The organism is Streptomyces sp. E-08 (assembly GCF_049913095.1).
In the GTDB taxonomy this organism is placed as follows: Bacteria; Actinomycetota; Actinomycetes; order Streptomycetales; family Streptomycetaceae; genus Streptomyces.
This window is the reverse complement of sequence record NZ_CP183971.1, coordinates 221,443-244,927: the sequence shown is the minus strand read 5'-3', so window position 1 is coordinate 244,927 and position 23,485 is coordinate 221,443. Positions and strand designations below refer to the sequence as shown.

Here is a 23,485-nt window from a genome sequence, read left to right as displayed (position 1 = left end):
GCCCCGGGAACGACGGCCGGTCCCACCACCAGGCCGGTCACCCTGAGGAACGACGGCGTCGTCGGAGGCGGCTCTAGACTGGGAGCCCTCAGGCGAACGTGGAACGGGAGAGCAACGGTGGCGGCAGACGCGGGTGATTTCACGGACCCTCCTGCCGAGGTACTGGCCGAGGCCGCCGCCGCCTTCGGGCTCCTTTCCTCACCCTCACGTCTGCACATCGTGTGGGCGCTCGCCCAGGGGGAGAGCGACGTGACCGGGCTCGCGGAGCGGGTGGGCGGCGCGCTGCCGGCGGTCAGCCAGCATCTGACCAAGCTCAAGCTGGCCGGTCTGGTCCGTTCACGACGTGAGGGCCGACGGCAGGTCTACTTCGTCGACGACCCCGAGGTGGTGACCGTGGTCCGTGTGATGGTCGGCCAGCTCACCGCCCGCACGGACAGGTCGCTGACGCTCGTGCGACGCAGCGGATCCGGTGCCTGAGACGGCTGCTCCCGGCCCCCTCGTTCCGGAGGCCGAAGACCGTCGGGCGCCGTCAGGGCCGGAAGCCCCCGGGCTGCTCACCGCGCTCCAGGTGCTGCGGCGGCTGGACAGCGGACCACGCGGTCTGACGGACGCCGAGGCCGAGCGGAGGCTGGCCCGGCACGGAGAGAACGTCCTGCCCGCCTGGCGGCCGATCACCTGGAACCGGCGGTTCCTGCGCAGCCTGCGCGACCCGTTCACCGCGGTCCTGCTCTGCCTGGGACTGATATCGGTGACCGTCGCGGCCTGGGGCACCGGGTGCGTGATCCTCCTTCTCGTGGCGGTCAGCTGCGTGCTGCGCTCGACGGGCGAGCACCGGGCCGACCAGGCCATGGCGGCGCTGAGGGAATCCGTGGCCACGACCGCGACCGTACTGCGCCGCGCCGACCCCGACGGGCCGACGACCGGACCACGGGAGATCCCGGCCGACGAGCTCGTACCCGGCGACGTGATCCGGCTGGGCCCCGGAGACCTCGTCCCCGCGGATGTGCAGCTGCTGCGGGCGGCCGGACTGCGTCTGCACGAAGCGCCGCTCACCGGCGAGTCGGCGCCCGTGGCGAAGTACCCCCTCGACGCTCCCGACGGCTCGCACCCCGGCCCCTTCGCCCAGCCCCACATGTGCTTCTTCGGCAGCAGCGTCTCCTACGGCAGCGCGACCGCCGTGGTCGTCGCCACCGGTCCGCGCACCCGCTTCGCCTCCGCCCTCGGGACGACCGCTCGCGGCCGGGACAGCGCCTTCGACCAGGCGGTCCACGGCATCTCCTGGACCCTGATCCGGTTCATGCTGCTGACCCCGCCCCTCGTCCTCATGGCCGGCGCCGCGCTCCACGGGCGGGGACTGGAGACGCTCCCCTTCGCGGTCGCCGTGGCGGTCGGCCTGACCCCCGAGATGCTGCCCGTCGTCGTCACGACCGTCCTCGCCCGCGGCGCCGCACGGCTCGCCCGCGACCACAGGGTGATCGTCAAACGCCTGCCGGCCCTCCACGACCTCGGTGCCGTCGACGTCCTGTGCCTGGACAAGACCGGCACCCTCACCCAGGACCGGCCCGTCGTCGCCCGCGCCGTGGACGCGCACGGCCGGGACGCACCGGAGGTACTGCACTGGGCTGCCGTCAACGCCTGGTGGACCCTCCAGCTCGCGGAACTGCCCACCCCCGACGCCCTCGACGAGGCGATTCTGGACGAGGCCGACGATGCCGACCCACTGGACTGTGACGGGGTCGCGGCGCTGCCCTTCGACCCGGTACGCCGCCTGGCGACGGCCGTCGTACGCCGTCCCGGCCGCCTCGGAACGCACACCCTGGTCGTCAAGGGGGCCGTGGAGACCGTCCTGGAAAGGTGTGCCCTGGACGATGCCGAACGCGACCGTCTGCTCGACCTGGCCGCCCGCGAGGCGGACACGGGCGCCCGACTCCTCGCCGTAGCCCTCGCCGAAGGTCCGGCCCGCCACCGGGACTACACACCGGCGGACGAACGAGGACTCACCTTCCTCGGCTTCGTCGTCCTGCGCGACTCCCTCGCCCCCACCGCCGCGGAGGCGCTCGGCAGCCTCGCGCACCGGGGCGTCTCCGTCCGGATCCTGACGGGGGACCACCCGGGCACGGCCGCCCACACTTGCCGCGAACTCGGACTCGACCCCGGCGGGCTGCTCACGGCACGCGACCCCGGTGGGGCGCTCACAGGACTCGCCCCCGGTGGAGCGCTCACAGGACTCGACCCAGGCCGGGTGCTCACCGCCGAGGACATCGACCGGCTCGACGACGCCGAACTGGCCGAGGCCGTCCGGCACACCACGGTCTTCGCACGCTGTGCCCCCGAGCACAAGGCACGTGTCGTCACCGCCCTCCGCGCCCAGGGGCACGTCACCGGATTCCTCGGTGACGGCGTCAACGACGTGCCCGCCCTGCGCGCTGCCGATGTCGGCATCTGCCCGAACGGCGCGGTCGCCGTCGTCAGGGACACCGCGGACGTCGTCCTGGCCGAGAAGGACCTCGCGGCGGTCGACCACGCGATCACCGCTGGCCGGCACAGCGGCGGGAACATCGCCACCTACCTCCACCTCACCCTGTCGTCGAACCTCGGCAACGTCATCGCCATGCTCGCCGCGGCGCTCCTGCTGCCCTTCCTGCCGATGCTCCCCGCACAGGTACTCGTGCAGAACCTGTGCTTCGACGCCGCCCAGCTCGCCTTCGCCTACGACCACCCGGGCCCATCGACCCTCCAGGCACCCACCCGGCTGCAGCCCCGCGGATTCCTGCGCTTCATCACCGCGTTCGGCCTGCTCAACGCCCTCGCCGACGTGGCCACCTTCGCCGTACTCCTGGTCAGCACGCAGGCCTCGGACGACGCCCAGGGGGTCTTCCACGCCGGCTGGTTCACCGAGAACCTGCTCACCCAGGCACTCGTGATGCTCCTGCTGCGCAGCACCCGCCGGGACGGGGCCGCGCCCGGCCCCGTCCGGCACGCGGCAGCCGCGCTCGCCGTGATCGGCATCCTGCTGCCCCTGACCCCGCTGGGACCCGTACTCGCCATGACCCCCCTGCCCCCGCTGTACTACCTGCTCCTCGCCGTCGTCCTCGCGCTCTACGCGGCGGTGCTGCGCGCGGCGCGGTCCCGCTACGACAAGCAGCGCACGGCGGTCTCGCGTCCCGCGTAGGGACGGCGCAGCCCGGGTCCGCTCAGGGGCCGACGTACTCGTACACGCCCCCGTGCGGGTGTCGCAGCACCGCTCGGTGACCGTTGGGGGTGGGCTGCACGGGCATCACCACGGTGGCACCGGCCGCAACCGCCTCCTCCACGGCGGAGGCCAGATCTCCGACGGCGAGGGTGGCCCCCACCCCGGCAACTCGCTGCACCGCCTCGTCCGAACCGCAGAAGAGAAGGAACGGGCCGACACTCGCCAGCTGCACACCGGCGAACGCGAAACGACCGGCCGCCCGGCCGGTCAGCCGCTCGTAGAAGGGAATGGCCGCTTCCAGGTCGTCGACGCGCTGTCGCGCGACCACCGAGTCGATCTCCATCGCCATGCTGGAACACCTCGCTTGTGTCGGGAGCTTGATTTCACGTGCGTCGTCACGCTGATTGCCGGCACCGTACGACCTGGTGTGGCCGGCGCTGCAACGCGCCGGCCACACCAGGTCCACGAACCGTCAGCCGTTGTTACGGGCCGCCGCCCCGCCGCGCTCGCGCAGCGAGATGCGGTTGCCGTCCGGATCCGCCGTCTCAATACGGACGCCGAACCCGTAGTCCACCGGCTCCGGCTCGTCGAAGACCACACCACGGTCACGGAACACCTTGAAGTCCGCCCGCAGGTCGTCCGACTCGAGGATGACGGGACCGGGCGAATCGCCCGCCTCGGCCGGCTGGCCCGCGGCCGCGGGGTGCGCCCACAGGAGGATCTCCACAGGGCTGCCGGGGACACCCACGGTGAGGAACCGCCCGCCGGGGTTCGGGAAGTCGATGCGCTTCTCCAGGCCGAGCTGCTCCGTGTAGAACTGCAGCGCGCGGTCCTGATCGGTGACGTAGAGCGTCACGTACATGATGTTGGTCAGCATCTTCTGGTCCTTGATCCTTCCACTGTCGTTCTGTTTCACCTCCTTGACGGGCGCCGACAGTCGAATGTGACGGATGGACGGAGAAGACTTCGCGGACCCGCCGGCATGAGGGCATGGTCGGGTGCCGGTGGAGAGTTCTCGTCCGCCCGCTCGTCCGCGTCTCATCCGTAGGAGAGGTTCGAGCAGGGGTCGTCGTCCGCGGAGCGGGTGTCCTTGGTCGGTACGGTCGCGGGCGGGCCGGTCGGGTCGGCGGTGGGGTTGTCGGCGTAGGCCTGTCCCAGGATCACGTTGATGCCCGGAGCGGAGACGGGACGCAGCTCGGCGGAGGCGAAGAGCCGGGCGACCGTCGCGGCCTGCTCCTTCTGGGCGGTGCCGTACTCGATCACGGTGCCGGTGTAGTCCTGGGTGCTCGCCGTGGCCGTACCGGTGACGGTGAACCCCGCGGACCTCAGGCTCTCGGCCGCCCGGGCGGCCAGACCACGGGTCCGGGTGCCGTTGTAGACGGCGACCGAGATGCCTTCCCCGGAGACCGCCGAGGGAGATGTGCCGGCCGTGGGCGTGGCGCCCGTGTCACCGTTCTTGCCGCTGGCGTCCGTGCCGCCCGTGTGGTGGCCGCTCGCGTTCTCACCGTCGAGGGTGCGGTCGGCCTTCAGGGCCGCCCACAGCGCGTCCGCCTCGGGCTCGACGATCGCGACGCGGGCTCCCTGGTAGCGCCAGGGGATGGTGATGAACTTCGTGTTGTGCAGGTCCACGTCCTTCAGCGACATCGCGAACGAGATCAGCTTGTCGGCGGACCCGAGGCCGGGATCCACGGTCAGGGAGTCGGTCGCCGCGTTCGCCAGCGGCAGCAGCCTGGTCGGGGTGAGACCGTCGCTCTTGACCTTCTTGAGCAGGCCGGCCACGAACGCCTGCTGGCGCTTGATCCGGCCGATGTCGGAGCCGTCGCCGATTCCGTAGCGCAGACGGACGTAGTCCAGGGCCTTCTGCCCGGAGACGGTCTGCTCGCCCTTGGCGAAGATGCGCTCGCCCCGGGTCGCGCGCTTCGGGTTCAGGTCCTTCTGATACACGTCGTTGGGCACGCACACCCGGACGCCGTCGACGACGTCCGTCAGGGCGGCGAAGCCCTTGAAGTCGACGACGACGGTGTGGTCCACGCGAAGCCCCGTCAGCTTCTCGACGGTGTTCTGCGTGCACGCCGGGTTCCCCTCCGCGGTCTGGCCCACGGAGAACGCCGAGTTGAACATGGCGCCGCTGCGCGGCTGGGTCCACGAGCCGTCGGGGAGCCGGCAGGGCGGGATCTCCACGAGGGAGTCGCGGGGGAAGGACACGGCGACCGCGTGCTCCTGGTCCGCGTAGACGTGCAGGAGGAAGGCGGTGTCGGATCGGCCGATGTCGTTCTTGTCGCCGCCGCCGAGGTCGCTGTTCCCGCCGGTCCGCGCATCCGAGCCGATGACCAGGACGTTCTGCCCCTTGGTGGAGGCGGCGGGCCGGTCGTCGGAGAGGCCGTCCGCACCGAAGGTGCTGATGTCACCGTTCAGTTTGAGATAGACCCAGCCCACCCCTCCCGTCGCCAGCACGAGGAGCGCCAGCGCCGTGACGAGAAGACGCCCGCCCCGACCGCGTTTCCGAGGCCTGTCCGACGTCGTGGACCGGCGTGCGTGCGTGCTGCGGTTTCCGCCTGTCATGTGTGTGTCCTCATTAGTCCCAACCCCGATGAAGAGGACGGCGGATCCCCTCCAAGAGGTTGCGCAGCTGCGCAATCCGGCAGGGTTGGATGTGGCCGACCGACGTTCCCGGGCCCGCGCTCACGGACTGGCGGGGTCGTACCCGTATCGCAGCGGCCCGTCCCCGGTGCTCCCGTCGAGCCGGTAGACGTGGATCGCCTCGACGCGGACCCCGGTGGCGGCCTCCTCGACCGTGCACGGGTAGGTCACCTGCAGCATGAGCGGCCGGCCGGCCACCGTCACTCGCACCCCGTCTGCGGGCCCGCCCAGGAGCACTGCGCTCCGGCGGGCCGCCATGTCACTCGTCCCCATGGGGCAACTTTAAATGTTGCGCAACTCTGAAAGTATCGTGAGGTCCGTCACGCACGGCTTCGGCGCGGGAAGCGGATTGCCGCCTTCGGTCGGTTGTATGGTTGCGCAATAAAGCAAGCATGCGCGGTGGCGCACCGGGAGTGGACAACGAGGGAGAGTGGTCACATGCTGCGCAACGCACTGGAGCCATGGCATCTGCTGCTCGTGGCGATCGCGTTCATCGTGCTGTTCGGATCGAAGAGGCTGCCGGACGTGGCCAGATCCCTGGGCAAGTCCCTGCGCATCCTCAAGAGCGAGACACGGGCCATGCGCAACGACGGCGCGGAGGCCGGCTCCGCGTCGGCCGCCTCCTCCGGTCCGGGCGAAGGGGGCAGGCCCGACGCGCGGTAGGGGTACGGAGCTGAGCGCCAACGGCGCAACCTTCCGCGACCCGATCGCGTCCTTCCGGCTGTGTACAGTTGCGCAACTGCGCAACACAGGGTTGCCGAAGGCGGATCGGGTCTGTCGTCGGCGCAGGAGAAGAGGACATCGCCGTGGGCTTCATCAGCTGGATCATCCTTGGGCTCATCGCGGGCGCCATCGCCAAACTCCTGCTTCCCGGGCGGGACCCGGGCGGCCTGATCGTCACCACCCTCATCGGCATCGCCGGAGCCTTCGTCGGCGGCTGGCTGTCCGCCCGCTTCCTCGACCGGCCCGTGGCGAACGAGTTCTTCGACCCCGCCACGTGGGGAGCGGCCATCGGCGGTTCCTTCGTCCTGCTCATCGGGTATCGCTTGCTGTTCGGCAACTCGCGCGACTGAGCCAGGCACGTGAGGGGGACTCCGCCCGAGCCCCCCATTGATTGCCCCGTATGACAGAGAAGTAGGACTGCGGCTGACGGACGGGACGGAGCGACCACATGTTGCGTGTGCCGTTCACGTTCCACGATGCCGCCATGAAGAGGATGATCCCCGCATGATTACGCTCACGAAGGAAGACGGCCCGGCGGACCTGGACGGGGTGACCCACATGTCCATAGGCGTGTCCTGGGACCCCACGTCCGGAAGCAGCGGCGGGGTGATGGGCAAGCTCCGCCGCAAGAAGGGCACGGACCTGGACCTGATCGCCATCGCGATGCACGACGGGGACCCCGTGCGCCTGGCCGGTCTCGACTCCCTGGACCCGATGGGCAACGGCTCCCTGATCCACAGCGGGGACAACCAGACCGGTCACGGGGACGGCGACGACGAGACGGTGACCGTCGAGTTCGCACGGATCCCGCCCCACGTCACCTCGATCGTGTTCGTCGCCGCCGCTTACAAGAAGGGCAGCTCGTTCCAGCAGGCACGCAACATCAGCTTCAAGGTGTACGACGCGACCGGGGGCAACTCCCAGCAGGTGGCCGACATCTGGCCCAGCCTGCTCACCAGCGACAACGGCTGCGCCGTAGCGAAGGCCATGCGCGCCGGAGACAGCTGGAAGCTCGAAGTGATCAACCAGACGGGCAAGATCAAGCAGGGCGACGAGCACGCCCTGATGCGCTTCGCGGCGAGCAGATAGCCCTAGACGGTCGGCGAACCGGGGTTCCGGCGATGCTCGCGCAGCCGCCCGTACGGGCCCAGGCTGAGTACGGCGGCCACCGCGGGACCTGCAGAAGGAACAGGCGGGTGCGACCCATCGATCGCCGGCGGCAGGGCTCCTGCCGTCGCCGGTCGCGTCTCATGGGGTGCGTAGCCGCATCACCTGCTTGCGCCCCCAAGGCCACCATGACGCCTGATGGTTCTCCGGGGGGATCCGCGACGCCCAGTAGCGCGGCTGCTCGTCGGACCCCATGCAGAGGAGGCCGACGACCCTCTTGTCCTTCGTGGCGATGAGGGCGGCGCCGGAATCGCCACGCTCGGCGCGCAGACCGTCGACGGGAGCAAGCGCGATGAGGTCGCGCCAGTACGTGAGCCTGTCGCCGTCCAGTGTCATCTCGCCCTGTGCCCGCACCGATTGAATGGTGGACGTCTGGGCTTCGCCGGTCATCATTCCGATCCAGGTGACCGTTTCGCCGACCTTGGGAGGGCTGCGGATCTCAAGCGGAGACTCTTCCCGGTGGATGCCTCCCCATATGGTGAAGGAGGTCTGCTTCCGGTCGTCGTCGGCGACGCCCCACGCGAAGTCGTATGTGTTGCGGGGAAGGGAGGGTGCGTTGTTCAACGGGTCGAAGTTGACCGGGTCGATGGAAAGAGTGCCGTCACAGACCCCGATGCGGAAGTTGTCACGGTCGGGGATCTTATGAGGTTGGTAGACGTCGAGCCCCGGGCCGGACGTCAGGTCCCCTATGACGTGACAACAGGTCAGGAAACACCGCTTCTTCCGGTAGAAGGTGGTTACGCCCAGCGTTCCGCAGGTGTTCAAGGAGGCGTGAACGGTTGACGCGGCCTGGATCTGAAAGCCGCCGGGTGAGCCCTGCTCGGCCCACCAGAGCCCCAGCGGACGGATCCGGCCGGTCTCGATCACATCTGTCGGCATGGTCATGTGTCCGACGGATCCGTCCGGCTGGATGACATCGACCTCCACTGTTGGCGGTATGGGGAAGTCGACAGCCGTCAGGGCGGCGGCGGCCTTCTTCTCGATGACGCCGACGACGATGGCCAGTTGGCCGGTCTTACGGCCCCTCACCTCCTTCACCGCCGTGTCGAGCATCACGATGTTGGGATGGGCGACCCAGTCCTCGACGACAGTGTGGGCCTCGTCAACGGGAACAGCTCCGCCGTTCCTCCCGGACAGGCGCACCGACGGGTCCTGGAGGGCCGACCCGCTCGACGGGGGCCTCGCCGGGCAGACGTGTGCGGAAGCACATCTATCGACATGCTGCGCATTTCTGGCTGGTGTAGCTTTGAGTCGAGGCGAGGGATCGCACCCGACGCAAAGCAACCGGGTCGCTGCCGAAGGCCGTTTCCAGGCCCGTGCCCCCTTGCCTCTTTCCCCTTTCTCCGTCACCGGTCCCTCGGTGGCTTCGGTTCCGTCATGAGCGCCTCCGCGTCCCCACGCGCCAGGGGTGAAACCACATGCAGATGAACGACACGTACCAGCGTGCCATCAACGGGACACTGACATCGAAAGACAGTCAGACGGGAGAGCCTGCGACCTTCAGCAATCAGACGTGCATCCCACTCAACATCTTTCTCGCGAGCACCCAGGGGGAATTGTATGACGCGTCCGGTCCGATCGACGTGTGGATGGATGAGTCGCCTTGGCTGCTGCCACCCGGCTACAGCTTCACACGCCAGGATCCGGGCGAAGAGTGGTACTGGGTGTTCATGAACGCGTACACGGGGGCTTTCGCCGCAGCCTGTCAGACTCCCGAGAGCGGCAGCGTGACGATCACGAGTTTCGATTTGCTGGACCCCAACGACATAGGCGCGATACCGCACCCCCATCGCGACGTGCTCATTCCGCCGGACTCTCCGCTGATCATGGTGGGCTGCGGGACGCTCGGCAACGGGAACGCCGTGGTCCGGGAGCAGTTCTGGCAGCGTCTCCCCGACTCCTACAGCATCGGGCCGGGTGAATCGAAGACCGTGAGCAACACCGTGACCTCCGGTATGCGGCAGACCACATCGGCGTTGCAGACCATCGAGGGCTCGGTCAATACGAGTGTGGGTGCCGGCTGGGGACCCGTCTCCGCATCCGTCTCGGCTTCCCTGAGTCAAGCGGCGACGTCGTTCCAGCAGTTCACCGCCACGACACAGACGACGTCCTACGTGTCCGACCACTACGACAACACGGCCGGCGAACATTCCCGTATGTACCTCTACTGGCAGCTCACGGATTCGGTGGCCGTCTACGACTCGAGCGGCAACGTACTGAGTTCCCTCATCACCGGCACGCAGCCCGTCGTCATCGGAGGCCCGTACCCACCGGAGAGTCTCGGTGCCCGACCGGTGAAGGCCCTCTGAAACCAGCGGGATGCAACCATGAAGATGAGCGATGTGTACCAGAAGGCCATCAACGAGGAACTGAAGTCGACCACCACCGGAGACGGGTTCTTGGAATTCCGGCTCAACAACAGCCTCGCGTTCCCGGTTGCGGTGTATCTGATCTCGGACGACGGCTGGTGGGTGGGGGCGGTGGACTCCTCCTTCATCATGCCGGGACTCCCGGGAATAGTCGTACGGAGCAGCGCGGTCGTGCCCGTCAACAACTACATCGACAAGGGATGGTACTTCCTCTTCCTGAACGCCTACTCCGGAGCATTTGTTGCCGCCCTTCAGGCGGACGAGGCCTTCCGGGTCCCGGGCGGCGGTTACTACGTGCTCACGTTGAACCCGACGCATCTGCTGGAGCCGAACGACCTCGGATCTGTCCCGAAGCCCAGCAAGGACATCGTCATCCCCACGGATTCACCGCGGGTCGTCGTCGCCTGCGGCATGCTCGGGACAGGGAACGTGGCGGTGCGAGAACAGTACTGGCAGCGACTGCCCGACTCCTACAGCATCTCCAAGGGCGCGAAGAGAACGGTCGACTACACCGTCACCTCGGGTATGGAGCGCACCACCTCCGAGCAGTCCCGGCTGGGATCCTCGGTCATGGGCAGTGCCTCGGTCGGCTGGGGTCCCATCTCCGCCACCCTCTCGGCGAGCCTGAGCGTGAACTCGACCACTTTTCAGCAGGTCAGCACGAATGTCGAGACGACCGCCTTCGTGTCACAGACGTACGACAACACGGCCGGCAAGAAGTCGAGAATCTGTTTCTACTGGCAGCTGACGAACGTCCTGACGGTGTTCGACGGGGCCGGAGTCGCGCAGTCGTCGTTGGTCTACGGAGCCGAAAGCCCTGCGGTGATCGACGCCCACGACCTCGCCGCACTTCCTCCGCGGCCGGTCAGGAAGCCACGCCCGATGTCCGCCGACATGCGGGCACGGCTGCCCGAACCGCCTCCGTCGTTGAGGGGCGACGAGGTGAGGCAGAGGAGCGCGTGGTGAACGCCGCACCGGTTCCCGAGGTTCTCGGCCGGTACGCCTACTTCCAGGAGGCCCTGACGGTCGCCTCCGGTCCGAACGCAGTCCTGGAGAGCGGGGACTCGGGCGCCGCTCTGATCGCGGAGAAGGACAACAGGGTCGTCGGCCTCATGACCGCGAGTTCGGATCTCGAGCACGGGGCGCAGACGGTGGTGCCACCCGCATCCCGGAGGACGATCCCGTCCAGGGCGCGCACAGGCAGCCGATGCTGCTCCGGCCGCCCGTGCCCCCGATCAGGCCTGCCCGCGACCGACGAACCTGGCCAAGAGTAGTGCCGTACCGGCTCTACGCGCGGCCAACCGCCTCCGCTACGCCCTACTTCTCTTCCGGCTCCCAGGCGCGGAGCAGGTCGAGCAGCCCTGCGTCTCCGCCAACGTGCAAGGAGTCGGCCTTGACCCGGTCGTACAGGTAGAGGACCAGCTCGCTGGCCGTGCCGTGGACGGAGGCGCCGGCTGCGTCCGGGTCCTCGCCGGTCGCGGCGGTGGGCGCGGGGATGCGGGTGGTGCGTGCGCCGTCGCCGTCGACGGTGAGGCGCCAGGAGCGGCCCTCGGCGGCGTGGAAGTCGAAGGCCGTGGGCTTGTGCGGCCAGGCACTCGGCGTTGCGCAGACGGTGAACAGGAACTCCTCCACACCGTCGAGTGTCAGCTCGACCGGCAGTGGCTGCGGGGCGCCCCCGGCGAGCTGGGCGTCGTAGGTGTGCACCGCGGTCTCCTGGACCCGGTGCCGGGCCGTGCCGCCGGCGGTCTGCGGTGACTGCGACGCGGGCCACCACGTCCAGCAACCGCTCTCCGGTCCCGCCGCGCGCAGGGCGCCCACCAGAAGCTGCGTCGAAGCCTCCAGCCAGGCCAGCAGGGCCTCACGCTCCCGCGGCACTTCCAGCGCGGCGCGCGCGGCGACGGCCTCGGCCGGGGGCGCGTCGGCGGGCCCCGCGGCGACGATGGCGGCCCAGAAGCGGTCTCCCCCACCCAGGTGCTTCACCAGATCGAACAGCGTCCACCCGGGGCAGGTCGGCACCTGCGCGTCGAGACCGGGCGCGGTGGCGACCACGGCGCGGAAGGCGGTCGACCGTTCATCGATCAGTCGCAACAGGTCGGGGAACTCAAGATTCTTTTCCACGCCAGGTTTCTATCACTGTGCTCCGATGATCGGACAGCGATTTTCACCGTCGCCGCCGGTCGGCCATTCCTGGAGGTGTGGCCTCGCCCAGGCACCCGGCCCCCCCGGCCACAGGCCCTCCTTCGATGGGGGACGGGTGTCGTTGCGGCCCAGGGGCCGTCCCGGGCCCGGCGTCTCGCCGTGGTAGGCACGACCATCAGTCTGGCCGAGGGCGATCCGCTCCTATGGCCGGGGTGTGCACCATGGCGACCAGTATCGCGCCACATGCCTCCAGCACCTGCACCAGGCCGGCCGGACCCGCATCGCGGTCCGCGTAGAGGAAGACCGTGGGTCCGGCCTCCCTCTTCCGGCTCAGCGCGATGGGCACATGGGTGTCCAGCGGTGGGCTCTGCGGTCCCCGCTGGACGGCGTAGTAGAAAAGGTCGTTGGCGAGGTGCTCGGCGGTCTCCCAGCAGTCCCACTCCAGCGAACCGGCCTTGCGGTCCCACCCCTCCGCGGGTGCGTCCCGAAGGACGCCCACGGCGAGCCGCACGGCGAGGTCGACGTCGTCCGCGGTGAAGGGAGACGACACTCATCCGGTTTCGACTGACCGAGACATCGCAGCAGCGTATCGCGGGGGGAAGAGGGCGACCCTGCCGGCTTCCAGGGATCGCGGCCCGGCGGCGTGACAGGTCGGTGTGGAACGCGCCGGCAGCCATCGGGGCATTCCGCGTCGGATCGCGGGCAGTGGCGATGTGACGGGTGAGGCCGCCAGGCTCACCACGGATCGGCTGACGAAGGGCTCCTCCATGTCCCCCCTAGAGATCGCCCCGGTTCGTGTGGTCGACCGCGTCCATGCAGCCCTGCCACGGGAAGGCCAGCGGATGACACTGGGGGTGGAAGAGGAGTTCTTTCTGGTGGACCGGCTCACGGGGATGCCGGTGGACCGCGGTCCGCTCGTCGTGGAAGCCGCACGCGCGGTACTGGGCGAGCAGGCGCAGCCGGAGTTCTTCGAGGCGCAGGTCGAGGTGTGCACTCGCCCGACGACCGCCCTGGCCGAGTTGAGGTCCGAACTGGCACTGCTCCGTGAGGTGATGGCGGAGGCCGCGGCCGGTGAAGGCTGCCTCCTCGTCGCCACGGGCACCCCGGCCGTCCCCCCGGGGCGGCCGCCGGCCGTGACGCCGGGCGAGCGGTACGGGCGGATGGCCGCCCGCTGGCCCTCGCTGGTGGGCTCGTACGACGGGATGGTCTGCGGCTGCCACATCCACATCGGGGTGACGGGACGCGGCCAGGCACTCGCCCTGGCCAACCACCTGCGTCCCTGGCTGCCCGCGCTCCAGACGGTCGCCGCCAACTCACCCTTCTCGCTGGGCCGCGACACAGGCTGGGCGAGCCGGCGGTTCGTGGAACACGCCCGCTGGCCCAGCGTCGGTCCTGTCCCACTGCTCGACGAACCCGGCTACGACCGCCTCGCCGACCACCTGGTGCGCACCGGCATGCTGCTCGACCGGCGGATGATCTACTGGTACGCGCGTCCCTCCGAACACGTCCCGACCCTGGAGGTCCGGATCTGTGACGTGAACGCCGACCTCGACACCGTGGTGCTGCTCGCTGCACTCGTACGGGGGCTGGCCACCGCTCTGCTGCCCGAGATCGCCGACAGCCGTCCGGCTCCCTGCCCGGGGCCGGGGCTACGGGCCGCCCACCGGCTCGCCGCGCGGCACGGGTTGGGGGGCGATGGGCTCGACCCCGTGGGCGGTCAACGCGTTCCGGCCACGATGGCGGTGGAGCGTCTGCTGGCGCGGGCGGGTCCCGGACTGGCAGCGGTCGGCGACCTGGAAGTCGCGGAGAAGCTGTTCGACCGGGTGCGGCGGTCCGGTGGCGGTGCCGCCCTCCAGCGTGCGTCGTATCAGCGACGCGGGCGCCTGAGCGACGTGGTGGGCGATCTGGCACGCGCAACCCTCGCAGCCGGGGAATGAGGGCCCACGGGGGCCCGGGTCATCGGGCGAGGTTCAGCGCGCCCCGCGCCGGTCTCACGAGCCCATGGACGCCTAGGGACACGCTGAAGCGCAAGGAGGCGCTGTGACCGACTTCGACCCCTTCACCGACGTTCTCGACGGCCCGATGTACGTGGTCACGGCCGCTTCCGGCGGCGAGCGGGCGGGCTGCCTCGTGGGCTTCGCCTCGCAGTGCTCCATCGACCCGCCGAGATTCATCGTGTGGCTGTCGATCGCCAACCACACCTACCGCGTCGCACGCGAGGCCGCGTACCTCACCGTGCACCTGCTCCACCAGGACGACCAGGCTCTCGCGGACCATTTCGGAACGGAGACGGGCGACCGCGTGGACAAGCTCGCCACTGTCGGCTGGCGCCCGGGCGAAGCAGGCAGCCCGGTCCTGGAGCGGGCGTCCAGCTGGTTCACCGGCCGGATCGAGGAGCGGATCGAGGGCGGCGATCACGTGGGGTTCCTCCTGGCGCCCGTGGCGGTGTGCCGACCGACCGAGGGGCCGCCGCCCCCACTGCTCCGGTACCGGGAACTGCGAGATCTCGACCCCGGCCACCCGGCCTGAGGCCACAGGGCACGGCCCTGTCCGGGCACGTTTCAACGGGACCGAATCGGACAGTCGCCCGGCATGGTACGCATCGGATACACGATGATGTCCGAGCAGGCCGGGCCCCGGGAGCTGGTCGCCCACCTGGTGGGAGCCGAGCGGGCGGGGTTCGACTTCTCCGTCATCTCCGACCACTCCTTCCCCTGGCTGGAGACCCAAGGGCACGCGCCCTACGCATGGAGCGTCCTCGGCGCCGCCGCCCAGGCCACCACCCGGATCCCACTCATGACGTACGTGACCTGCCCGACCTTCCGCTACCACCCCGCCGTGATCGCCCAGAAGGCCGCCACGATGCAGCTCCTGTCCCAGGGGCGCTTCCGGCTGGGCCTCGGCTCGGGCGAGAACCTCAACGAGCACATCGTCGGCTCCGGCTGGCCCGCCGCCCACGTCCGCCTGGACATGCTCGAGGAAGCCGTGGGGATCATCCACACCCTTTTCGCCGGCGGATACGTGAGCCACCACGGCACCCATTTCGACGTCGAGAACGCCAGACTCTGGGACCTCCCCGATGATCCGCCCCCGGTCGGGATCGCCGTCTCAGGCGACCGTTCCTGCGAGATCGCGGGCCGGTACGGCGACCTGCTCATCGCCACCGAACCGAAGAAGGAGCTGCTGACCGCGTTCGGCGCGTACGGCGGTTCCGGCAAACCGCGGGTGGGCCAGCTACCGGTCTCCTACGGCCCCGATCGCGACGCGGCCGTGGCCCGGGCGCACGACCAGTTCCGCTGGGCACTCGGCGGCTGGAAGGTCAACGCGGAACTCCCCGGCCCCGCGGGCTTCGCCCAGGCCTCGCAGCGCACCAGGCCCGAGGACGTGGCCGATGCCATCCCCTGCGGCGACGACGTGGCCGCCTTCGTCGACGCGGTGCGCTCCTACACCGATGCAGGATTCACCGAGGTCGCCCTGGTCCAGATCGGCGGCGACCAGCAGGAGCCCTTCCTGGACTGGTCCGCCACGAAGCTGCTACCGGCCCTGAGTGAGCTGTGAACCCCGATTCACATCCGCAGCGACCTAGCCGGAGGGCTGTTTCAAGCCGCCTTGGACGGGCAGCCGCCATGGACACGGGGATGAGACCCGAGGGAGCGCGAGGCCGATGTCGACAGGAACGATTCTCGCCATCGTCATACCCGTCGCGGTGGTGCTCGCGGTGATCGTGCTGGCCATCGCGCTGGACAGGCGCCGCCGCAACCGGCTGCGTGAGCGGTTCGGGCCCGAGTACGACCGTACGGTCGACGATGCCGGAAGCAGGCGGGCCGCCGAGTACGACCTCGGGACGCGTGAGAAGCGCCATGAGGCCCTGGACATCGAGCCGCTGTCGAGCGGGGCGCGGGAGCGCTATGCCGCTCGGTGGCGCGGAGTCCAGGAGCAGTTCGTGGACCGCCCCGAGGGAGCGGTGCGCGACGCGGACAGTCTGGTGACCTCGCTCATGCGCGAGCGGGGCTACCCCACGGAGGGTTTCGAGCAGCAGACGCGAGACCTCTCGGTCGAGCACGGCCAGACGCTGGAGCACTACCGGGCGGCGCACGAGATCAACACGCTCAGCTCCTCGCGGCAGGCCACCACCGAACAGTTGCGAGGAGCGATGGTGCACTACCGGGCCCTCTTCGACGAACTTCTCTCCGACGGCGACGCACCCCGTCCCGACCGGACCTGACGAGGAGGCGCACGACATGCGCGAGCACGACACACGGGAGCGGCGCGGCGCCGGTTCGGACGCGCCGCCGCCGGTGTACCCCGGCGAGAGCACCGACATCGGCGGCGGCGAGCGGGACGCCGCCCCCGGCAGCGGAGTAGCCGACACCCATCCCCGCACCGCCCCGGCCGAATCCGGGAGCGGCTCCGACACAACCACGGACGCCGACACAGTCACGGACACCGACCCAGCTACGGACACCGGTACCGCCACGGACACCGACCCAGCCACGGACACCGACACAGTCACGGACACCGGTACGGCCACGGACACCGGGACGGAACGCGAACCCGGTACGGAGCGCGAAGCCGGAATCCTCACCCACACCGGCACGGAACGCGAGTCCATCCCCGAGCACGCCCGTGAGCCCGACGCCCCGACCGGGCTCGGCGAGGACGCCACCCGCTCCGAGGGGGTGGGCGAGGAGGGCGCACCCGCGCGCCTGCTCGACCCCGAGGACGAGCACGCCTTCCGTGACCGCTGGCACGAGATCCAGAGCCGGTTCGTCGACGATCCCCGCGAGGCCGTGCACGAGGCCGACTCGCTCGTCACCGACGTGATCCGTAGGCTCGCCGCCACGTTCGCGGACCGCAAGAAGGACCTGGAAGGCCAGTGGAACGAGGGCGGGGACGTCGACACGGAGAGCCTGCGCAAGGCCCTGCGCCAGTACCGCACGTTCTTCAACCGGCTCCTCACCACCTGACGTACGCACGCGAATCCGTGGATCCGACAGTCCCGTGCGAGAGCAACCAGGTGCGCGCGTACGGCAAGGGCGCGGCCCCTTCGGGTAGGTGATGACTCATGTGCCGCTGGCTCGTGTACGCAGGTACGCCGGTGCTGCTGGACACCATCTTGTACAAACCGGCCCACTCGCTGATCGACCAGAGCCGGAACGCCAAGCTCGGCGTGGAAACCACGAACGGCGACGGATTCGGCATCGGCTGGTACACCGCGGAGAGTGACACCCCGGCGCTGCTCAGGGACGTCGGACCCGCCTGGAACAACCGCAATCTGCGGGAGTTGGCGGATCACGTCCGTTCGCCGTTGTTCTTCGCCCACATCCGGGCTTCCACCGGAACGGCGGTGCAGCAGTCCAACTGCCACCCGTTCCGGCACGGCCCCTGGATGTTCATGCACAACGGCGCCATAGCCGGCTTCCACCTCATGCGCCGTGACCTCGCCCTGCTCATCGACCCCGCGCTCTACGCCGACCTCGAAGGAACGACGGACTCCGAGGTGATGTTCTATCTCACCGTCACCTTCGGTCTGGAACAGGACCCGCCGGCAGCCGTGGCCCGGATGGCAGGGGCAGTGGAGCGCGTCGGCCGCGAGCACGGGGTGGAGTTCCCCCTCCAGATGACCGTCGCGCTCACGGACGGCGAACGCGTCTGGGCCTTCCGCTACTCCAGCGAGCGTGCTTCGCGCTCTCTGTTCTACAGCAGCCGGGTCGACGACCTGCGGCGGCTACACCCCGACGTGTCCTTCCTGCGGGACATCTCACCGGAGACGCGCCTCATCGTGTCCGAACCCCTCGACGACCTGCCCGGAGCCTGGAACGAGGTTCCGGAGAGCAGCTACCGCGTCATCTCCACCGACGATGACATGCTGCATCCCTTCGCTCCGGAACCCGCGTACGACGGTTGATCCGGCTTTCCGTCATTCCGTTCTTCCGTTCTTTCTACCGTCCTTGTCTCGATTCGAGGCTCCGCGACGACGAGGAACGACCGCATGCGGCGGCCGATTCCGGGCAGTCGCCCTTCGAGGTGAGCCGTCGTGATGGCCGATGTGGAGAACGAAGCTACGGAACCCCGTCAAGCCGAAGTGCCTCCGCAACCGGTCGCCGTACGGGTGGCGGGGGACTTGGACATCCACCATGCGGAAGAGACGCGGCGCACTCTGCTCAAGGCGATCGGCGAGGCGGCACCGGGCGCCGAGGTGATCATCGATCTGAGGTACTCGTCCTTCTGCGACTCCTCCGGTCTCGACGTGCTCCTGGCCGTCAGGAGAACGGCCATGGAGTCCGGTCACCCCCTCCGGCTGGGGGCACCCGGCCATCAGATGCTGCGCCTTCTGGCCGCCACCGGGACGGCCGGACTGTTCGCGAAGAGCCACGTCCTCGGACGGGAGGAACCGCGTTCGACCCTGTAGCGGGGCGGGCGTGTCACGTCCGGGCGGTCGCGCCGAGGCGCGCCCGTCGCCCAGGGTCCTGAGGGGATGGGGCATGTCCAGGGAACATGGCGGGCATGACCACTGATCACCCCGCCGAGCGGGGCGGTACCGGGCACGGCCGGTTCGCCGCGTTCTCGGATCGGGCGTCGAACGTCACCAGCTCCCCGATGTTCTACGTTCTGTGCGTACTCCTGGTCCTCGGCACGATCGCCCTGCACTTCGTGCACCCACCGCTGTCCTGGCTGATCTTCGCCGGAGATGTCATGACGTCGGTCAACCTCCTGTTGATCGCCCTGCTGAAGAACACCGAACGGCGTGACTCGCACGCCGTACAGCGCAAGCTGGACGCGATTGCCGAGGCGCTGCTGGAGCAGTGCGAGGGCACGAGCCACGAAGCGGCTGACAGCCTGCGGCGTGCCATCCGTATGGACGAACGACAGTGAGGCCGAGGTCGTCGAGCCGTCTCAGTGTCGGCCCAGTTCCGGGTAGTAGCCGCGTTGGTACGGCGACAGACTGGAGGCGCTCAACTCACCGTGCCCCTGGCAGATGGGGCAGACCTGCCTGGTGCCGCATTCTGCGCATCGCTTCCTCCGGTGGGGTTCGCGGAGCACCCACCCGCGGCCACCGCATCCGGGACACCGGCCGAGGCCGTCGCACTCGTAGCAGAGGACGTAACCAGGTGTGAGGGTCTCGGGTGTGCGCATCGGCTCGCAGGGCGACAGGCGGGCGGCCGTGGACGGGCCCGGCGAGGACCGGTCAGGATTCGAGAAGCGACGGCTGCCGTGCGGCCCCTAGCTTGGTGGGCATGGCAACCACGGCTTCCACCGCAGTCAGCACGTCTCTCGCGTCGGTCACCCTTGAGGTGGCGGATCTCGAGGCCGCTCGTCGTTTCTACAGCGCTTTCGGTGTGGACACCCACGTACGTCTGCGGGCGTCCGAGGCGTACTCCTCCGGATTCCGCGGCTTCACCCTGGCGCTCACGGTCTCAGGTGCGGCGACGGTCGACGGCTTCATGGGCGCCGCCGTTGAGGCCGGTGCGACGGTGCTGAAGCCGGCCGCGAGGTCGTTGTGGGGTTACAGCGGTGTCGTCCGGGCCCCGGACGGGACGATCTGGAAGATCGCGACCTCGGAGAAGAAGCACTCCGGTCCCGCGTCCCGGGAGATCGATGACGTCGTGCTCCTGATCGGCGTCGAGGACGTGAAGGCCACCAGGGAGTTCTACGTCGGCCGCGGCCTGACGGTGGCGAAGAGCTTCGGCGGCAAGTACGCCGAGTTCACCCCGGGGCGGTCCGGCGCCGTGAAGCTGGCGCTGTACAAGCGCCGTGCCCTGGCCAAGGACCTCGGCGTCCCCGTCGACGGCACCGGCTCGCACCGCGTCGTCCTCGGCAGCACCGCCGGCGCCTTCGCCGACCTGGACGGGTTCGCCTGGGAGGCGGCCGCGTCACCCGCCCCCACGCTGTCCTGACCGCCTGCCCTGTCGTACCGATGGACCGGCGAACACCCGCCGACGCGAGAACGCCGACGCGAGAACAATGAGGAGAAGGATCATGAAGTTTCGGGCACAGGTCGAGCCGCCGGAGCCCATGCGGGGCCTGGAGGTTCCGCCCGAGGTGGTGGCAGCGCTCGGCGGGGGCGCGCGACCGCCGGTGACGATCACCGTCAACGGCCATTCCTGGAAGAGCCGGATCGCCATCCTGCGGGGCCGCAACCTGCTCGGCCTGAGCAACGCCAACCGGCAGGCCGCCGGTGTCACGATCGGCGAGGAGGTCGAGGTCGAGCTGGAGCTCGACACCGAGCCGCGTGTCGTCGTCGAGCCCGCGGACTTCGCCCGGGCCCTGGACGACGACCCCGTCGCCCGCGCCGCGTACGACAAACTCACGCACAGCCGCAAGCGTGAGCACGTACGCGCCATCGAGAGCGCGAAGAAGCCCGAGACGCGCCTGCGGCGCATCGAGAAGGCCATCGCCACTCTGAGGGGCTGACCCCCCAGAACACGGACTCCGCACGGCACCGCGATCGCCGTGCGGAGGCCTGACGCTGCCCTCTTCCACCTGAAGGACAAGCATGTCGAAGCGACTGATGACCGGTCTGTACTGGTTCCTGGCCTTTGAGTTCGCGCTGGGAGCCGTGACCAAGTACTGGCCCGGCGACACGATATTCAGCTCTGCGTACTCCGTGAAGTTCGTCGAGTGGGGTTACCCCGCCTGGATGCGCTTCGTGGTCGGAGCGTTGGAGGGTGTCGCCGCCGTCCTGCTCGTGATCCCCGACCGGCGCACGCGCTTCCTGGGTGCCACGACGCTGATGTTCGTGCTCACCGGCGCGGTCACGACCCACATCGTGAACCACGACCCGGCGGTGGAGAGCTGGGCCGCGCCGGCCCACCTCCTCATCATGGGCGTCATCGCGCTGGCCCATTGGCCTGCCGACTGGCGCGACCTCCTGCGGGCTCCTGCCGCGCCGACAGCCCGAACTGCACGTCCGTCGAACGGGATGACAAGGATGCGGCACCTCCGGGGGAATCCCTGACCTGCCCCGATCCGCGGCGGCCTTCTCGCCCCTCCATCGGTTCCGGCGACGATCAGGACGGTCCCACGGTGCGCGCCCCTGGGGTGTGTGGCCCCGTGAGGGAGTTCTCCCCCTGGCTTGGTGCCGGCCGCGGCCGGTGGTTCGGGCTCGTGGGGGAGGGGCGTGGGTGAACTATCTTGGGCGGCAGTGGGACGAGGAGGAGGCATTCTGTGGCATCCGGGCAGCGGGAGCGTGCGCAGGCGGCCGCGATCACGCCGGGAGGGCGTGCGTCCGGGGCCGGGGGCGAGGCGGTGGCCGCGTCTCCCGCGGAGCGGGTGCGGGCGTTGTTCGGCGGGCACCGGCTGTCTCCCGCGCAGCGGCGTATCGCCCAGTTCCTGACCGATCACCTCACCGAGGCCGCGTTCCTTTCCATCACCGAGCTCGCGGAGCGCGTGGGGGTCAGTCAGCCGTCCGTGACCCGGTTCGCCTCGTCGCTCGGGTTCAGCGGTTATCCCGCGCTCCGGGAGGCTCTGCAGCCCATCGCGCTGAGCGCGGTCGCCGGTGCGCCCGGCGAGGGTGAGGAGCGGCATCGAAACGAGCTCCAGTCGGCGATCGACGCCGAGATCGAGAACCTGACGTCGCTGCGGCGCGCCCTCGCCGACCCCGACCGGATCGTCGGCATCGGCCGTGAGCTGGCCCGGTCCGTTCCTCTGACGGTCGTGGGCCTGCGTATCTCGGTCTCCCTCGCCGAGTACTTCGCGTACGCGGCGCGGCGCATCCATCCTGATGTCCGGGTGGTGACGAGGGGTGGCAGCGTCGCCTATGACGGTCTGCTCCAGGCGCGCGAGGCGGGCGGCACGTGGGTGCTGGCCTTCGCGATGCCGCGGCACGCCAAGGAGACCCTCGCCGTCGTGCGTGCGGCCCGCGGTGTCGGGCTGCGCGTCGCACTGATCACGGACCTCGCACTCGGGCCGCTGGTCGACGAGGCCGACGAGGTCTTCACCGCGGGCACGGGCTCGCGGCTCGTCTTCGACTCGTACGCGGCGCCGGGGGTGCTGTCCGCGGCCATCCTCCAGGCGATCGCGGACGCGGACCCGGAGCGTACGCAGACGCGGCTTGAGAAGTACGAGCATGCGGCGGAACAGCACGATTTCTTCCTGGACGACTGACACCGACCGTGACGGACCGCGACGGTCGGCCGGGGGTCTGGCCTCCGGGGCGCGATCGTCTGGCATGAAAATTTTCATGCCCTTGCGTACTCGGCGGTATATATATTTACTACAGAGGCCCCACGGGCCCGAACAGAACATCGAAGGCCGCGCCCCCTCCTCCTCTAGCGGCCCCGATGCTTCTACGGCCTGCACCGCGTTGTCGCGGGTGCTCTGTGGCGGCTCCGATCAACCCCTGGGTCGGAGCCGCCACGCAGAGCCCGTTGTCGGGCCCGGATTCCGATCCGCTGATCACGTAGCCTCCGGCGCTCGGCGCCACCGGCGTCCGGCGAGGGCGACGACGAGCAGCAGGGCCAGGACCGTGACGACGACCACCTCCACGCCGCCTCGGGCGTACAGGAGCCCCCCGCTCAGCGCTCCTGCGGCGAGGGCCGTCACCGACACCCCTCGTCGTACGGTCGCCCGTCCCGGGCGGTCCGCCGCCAGCCCCGTGAGGGTCCGGGTCATGACCGTGGTGGTCAGATCAGGGAGCCCGAGACGGTGCACGACGGCGTTCTGCAGGCCCATGCCGCAGGCCAGGGGGACCAGCACGGCGTAGCGCCCCCCACCGGCCATCTCGGCGGCGAGCGCGAACGCGGCCAGGAGCGCCTGCACCGCGACCAGCGGTGCGAAGAGCCTTCCGGCCTCCACGTCGCGGCGCCACGAACCACCCGCGACCGCCCCGGCCAGGAAGCCCGTCAGTGCCACGACGGAGGCCAGGGCCGACAACTGGGCGACGCCGGACAGGGCGAACCCGAGGAAGACCACGTTGCCGGTCATGTTGGCCACGAAGACCCGCCCGAGCCCGAGGAAGCTCGCCGCGTCGACCAGGCCGCTGACGAACGTCAGCACGAGGAGCAGCGGGGCGAGCCGCGCGTAGCGGTGACCTTCGGGGAACATCCACCGGGCCGCCGCCTCACTCGTCCCTCCGCTCACTGCCCGCGCCCACTTCACGCCCTCAGTGGAACAGAGGCCACGACGGTCCGCGAACGTCCGCGGCAGATCGTGGGCACGCGCCGCTCGAACGGCCGAGGCGCCATCGCCCTCAGGCCCCCGGCCCCCTCGGCGTCCAACGGCCCGGACGGGTCCTCGCGGCCTGGCCGGCCCT

The 23,485-nt window shown here is 69.7% G+C and carries 27 protein-coding genes; 19 read left to right on the top strand and 8 right to left on the bottom strand.

The genetic code is table 11. The features are described 5' to 3' along the window. Positions 1–117 precede the first annotated feature (117 nt). Together ACN9MM_RS01250 and ACN9MM_RS01245 are read left to right on the top strand one after the other, a co-directional pair. On the top strand, positions 118–477 hold the full coding sequence (locus tag ACN9MM_RS01250) for an ArsR/SmtB family transcription factor (RefSeq protein ID WP_361398345.1): 360 nt from the start codon (positions 118–120) through the stop codon (positions 475–477). Next, positions 470–3,172 (top strand): HAD-IC family P-type ATPase, encoded by a 2,703-nt coding sequence (locus ACN9MM_RS01245; RefSeq protein WP_426361867.1) that lies wholly within the window; start codon positions 470–472, stop codon positions 3,170–3,172. Before ACN9MM_RS01250 ends, ACN9MM_RS01245 begins: the two co-directional genes overlap by 8 nt. Before the next feature lie 22 nt (positions 3,173–3,194). Here ACN9MM_RS01245 and ACN9MM_RS01240 read toward each other — a convergent pair whose 3' ends face one another. From ACN9MM_RS01240 to ACN9MM_RS01225, 4 genes are all read right to left on the bottom strand, one after another. Continuing rightward, complete coding sequence (locus ACN9MM_RS01240; protein ID WP_426361866.1) at positions 3,195–3,542, bottom strand: VOC family protein; 348 nt, start codon at positions 3,540–3,542, stop codon at positions 3,195–3,197. Between the two features lie 123 nt (positions 3,543–3,665). Next, the gene (locus ACN9MM_RS01235; RefSeq protein ID WP_426361865.1) at positions 3,666–4,109 is read right to left on the bottom strand and encodes a VOC family protein; all 444 of its coding nucleotides are present in this window, start codon (positions 4,107–4,109) and stop codon (positions 3,666–3,668) included. 122 nt (positions 4,110–4,231) lie between these two features. Next, a complete protein-coding gene (locus ACN9MM_RS01230) occupies positions 4,232–5,755 on the bottom strand; it encodes an LCP family protein (RefSeq protein WP_426361864.1) in 1,524 nt (507 codons plus the stop codon). Positions 5,756–5,875: 120 nt separating this feature from the next. Then, positions 5,876–6,106 (bottom strand): hypothetical protein, encoded by a 231-nt coding sequence (locus ACN9MM_RS01225; RefSeq protein ID WP_426361863.1) that lies wholly within the window; start codon positions 6,104–6,106, stop codon positions 5,876–5,878. 165 nt (positions 6,107–6,271) lie between these two features. On the opposite strand from ACN9MM_RS01225, the gene tatA reads away from it, so the two are divergent. From tatA to ACN9MM_RS01210, 3 genes are all read left to right on the top strand, one after another. Next, positions 6,272–6,496, top strand: coding sequence for a Sec-independent protein translocase subunit TatA (gene tatA, locus ACN9MM_RS01220; RefSeq protein WP_426361862.1), 225 nt, complete (start codon positions 6,272–6,274; stop codon positions 6,494–6,496). Positions 6,497–6,639: 143 nt separating this feature from the next. Then, positions 6,640–6,906, top strand: a complete 267-nt coding sequence (locus ACN9MM_RS01215; RefSeq protein ID WP_382856733.1) for a GlsB/YeaQ/YmgE family stress response membrane protein — start codon at positions 6,640–6,642, stop codon at positions 6,904–6,906. 154 nt (positions 6,907–7,060) lie between these two features. Then, positions 7,061–7,645 carry a TerD family protein gene (locus ACN9MM_RS01210; protein ID WP_426361861.1) on the top strand — a complete coding sequence of 195 codons (585 nt, stop codon included), beginning with the start codon at positions 7,061–7,063 and terminating at the stop codon, positions 7,643–7,645. 159 nt (positions 7,646–7,804) lie between these two features. On the opposite strand, the gene ACN9MM_RS01205 is transcribed toward ACN9MM_RS01210, so the two are convergent. Beyond that, positions 7,805–8,866 (bottom strand): hypothetical protein, encoded by a 1,062-nt coding sequence (locus tag ACN9MM_RS01205; RefSeq protein WP_426361860.1) that lies wholly within the window; start codon positions 8,864–8,866, stop codon positions 7,805–7,807. A gap of 275 nt (positions 8,867–9,141) precedes the next feature. Here ACN9MM_RS01205 and ACN9MM_RS01200 point away from each other — a divergent pair, with 275 nt between their 5' ends. Further along, entirely contained in the window at positions 9,142–10,032 is an 891-nt protein-coding gene (locus ACN9MM_RS01200) for a hypothetical protein (protein WP_426361859.1), read from the top strand. A 33-nt stretch (positions 10,033–10,065) separates the two neighbouring features. Beyond that, a complete protein-coding gene (locus ACN9MM_RS01195; RefSeq protein ID WP_426361858.1) occupies positions 10,066–11,058 on the top strand; it encodes a hypothetical protein in 993 nt (330 codons plus the stop codon). Positions 11,059–11,409: 351 nt separating this feature from the next. Here the strand turns inward: ACN9MM_RS01195 and ACN9MM_RS01190 are convergent, their stop codons facing one another. Both ACN9MM_RS01190 and ACN9MM_RS01185 read right to left on the bottom strand, forming a co-directional pair. After that, on the bottom strand, positions 11,410–12,210 hold the full coding sequence (locus tag ACN9MM_RS01190; protein ID WP_426361857.1) for a maleylpyruvate isomerase family mycothiol-dependent enzyme: 801 nt from the start codon (positions 12,208–12,210) through the stop codon (positions 11,410–11,412). Positions 12,211–12,406: 196 nt separating this feature from the next. Then, complete coding sequence (locus tag ACN9MM_RS01185; RefSeq protein ID WP_426361856.1) at positions 12,407–12,781, bottom strand: hypothetical protein; 375 nt, start codon at positions 12,779–12,781, stop codon at positions 12,407–12,409. A 292-nt stretch (positions 12,782–13,073) separates the two neighbouring features. Here ACN9MM_RS01185 and ACN9MM_RS01180 point away from each other — a divergent pair, with 292 nt between their 5' ends. The 12 genes from ACN9MM_RS01180 to ACN9MM_RS01125 all read left to right on the top strand — a co-directional run bounded on the left by ACN9MM_RS01180 (position 13,074) and on the right by ACN9MM_RS01125 (position 22,338). Next, positions 13,074–14,168, top strand: coding sequence for a carboxylate-amine ligase (locus ACN9MM_RS01180; RefSeq protein WP_426361855.1), 1,095 nt, complete (start codon positions 13,074–13,076; stop codon positions 14,166–14,168). 103 nt (positions 14,169–14,271) lie between these two features. Then, the gene (locus ACN9MM_RS01175) at positions 14,272–14,760 is read left to right on the top strand and encodes a flavin reductase family protein (RefSeq protein ID WP_426361854.1); all 489 of its coding nucleotides are present in this window, start codon (positions 14,272–14,274) and stop codon (positions 14,758–14,760) included. Between the two features lie 63 nt (positions 14,761–14,823). Continuing rightward, complete coding sequence (locus tag ACN9MM_RS01170; RefSeq protein ID WP_426361853.1) at positions 14,824–15,789, top strand: LLM class F420-dependent oxidoreductase; 966 nt, start codon at positions 14,824–14,826, stop codon at positions 15,787–15,789. Positions 15,790–15,895: 106 nt separating this feature from the next. Then, complete coding sequence (locus ACN9MM_RS01165; protein WP_426361852.1) at positions 15,896–16,456, top strand: hypothetical protein; 561 nt, start codon at positions 15,896–15,898, stop codon at positions 16,454–16,456. Positions 16,457–16,472: 16 nt separating this feature from the next. Further along, the gene (locus ACN9MM_RS01160; protein ID WP_426361851.1) at positions 16,473–17,198 is read left to right on the top strand and encodes a hypothetical protein; all 726 of its coding nucleotides are present in this window, start codon (positions 16,473–16,475) and stop codon (positions 17,196–17,198) included. A 98-nt stretch (positions 17,199–17,296) separates the two neighbouring features. Beyond that, positions 17,297–18,139, top strand: coding sequence for a class II glutamine amidotransferase (locus ACN9MM_RS01155; RefSeq protein ID WP_426361850.1), 843 nt, complete (start codon positions 17,297–17,299; stop codon positions 18,137–18,139). 132 nt (positions 18,140–18,271) lie between these two features. After that, the gene (locus ACN9MM_RS01150) at positions 18,272–18,643 is read left to right on the top strand and encodes an STAS domain-containing protein (protein WP_426361849.1); all 372 of its coding nucleotides are present in this window, start codon (positions 18,272–18,274) and stop codon (positions 18,641–18,643) included. A 95-nt stretch (positions 18,644–18,738) separates the two neighbouring features. Next, a complete protein-coding gene (locus tag ACN9MM_RS01145; protein ID WP_426361848.1) occupies positions 18,739–19,107 on the top strand; it encodes a hypothetical protein in 369 nt (122 codons plus the stop codon). 362 nt (positions 19,108–19,469) lie between these two features. Next, positions 19,470–20,129 carry a glyoxalase gene (locus ACN9MM_RS01140; protein WP_426361847.1) on the top strand — a complete coding sequence of 220 codons (660 nt, stop codon included), beginning with the start codon at positions 19,470–19,472 and terminating at the stop codon, positions 20,127–20,129. Between the two features lie 82 nt (positions 20,130–20,211). After that, positions 20,212–20,646, top strand: a complete 435-nt coding sequence (locus ACN9MM_RS01135) for a YdeI/OmpD-associated family protein (protein WP_426361846.1) — start codon at positions 20,212–20,214, stop codon at positions 20,644–20,646. A gap of 82 nt (positions 20,647–20,728) precedes the next feature. Further along, positions 20,729–21,190: a DoxX family protein gene (locus ACN9MM_RS01130; protein ID WP_426361845.1), complete on the top strand. Its 462-nt coding sequence runs from the start codon at positions 20,729–20,731 to the stop codon at positions 21,188–21,190. Positions 21,191–21,399: 209 nt separating this feature from the next. Continuing rightward, entirely contained in the window at positions 21,400–22,338 is a 939-nt protein-coding gene (locus ACN9MM_RS01125) for a MurR/RpiR family transcriptional regulator (RefSeq protein ID WP_426361844.1), read from the top strand. Between the two features lie 291 nt (positions 22,339–22,629). On the opposite strand, the gene ACN9MM_RS01120 is transcribed toward ACN9MM_RS01125, so the two are convergent. Beyond that, the gene (locus ACN9MM_RS01120; protein WP_426361843.1) at positions 22,630–23,277 is read right to left on the bottom strand and encodes a YoaK family protein; all 648 of its coding nucleotides are present in this window, start codon (positions 23,275–23,277) and stop codon (positions 22,630–22,632) included. Between the last annotated feature and the right edge of the window lie 208 nt (positions 23,278–23,485).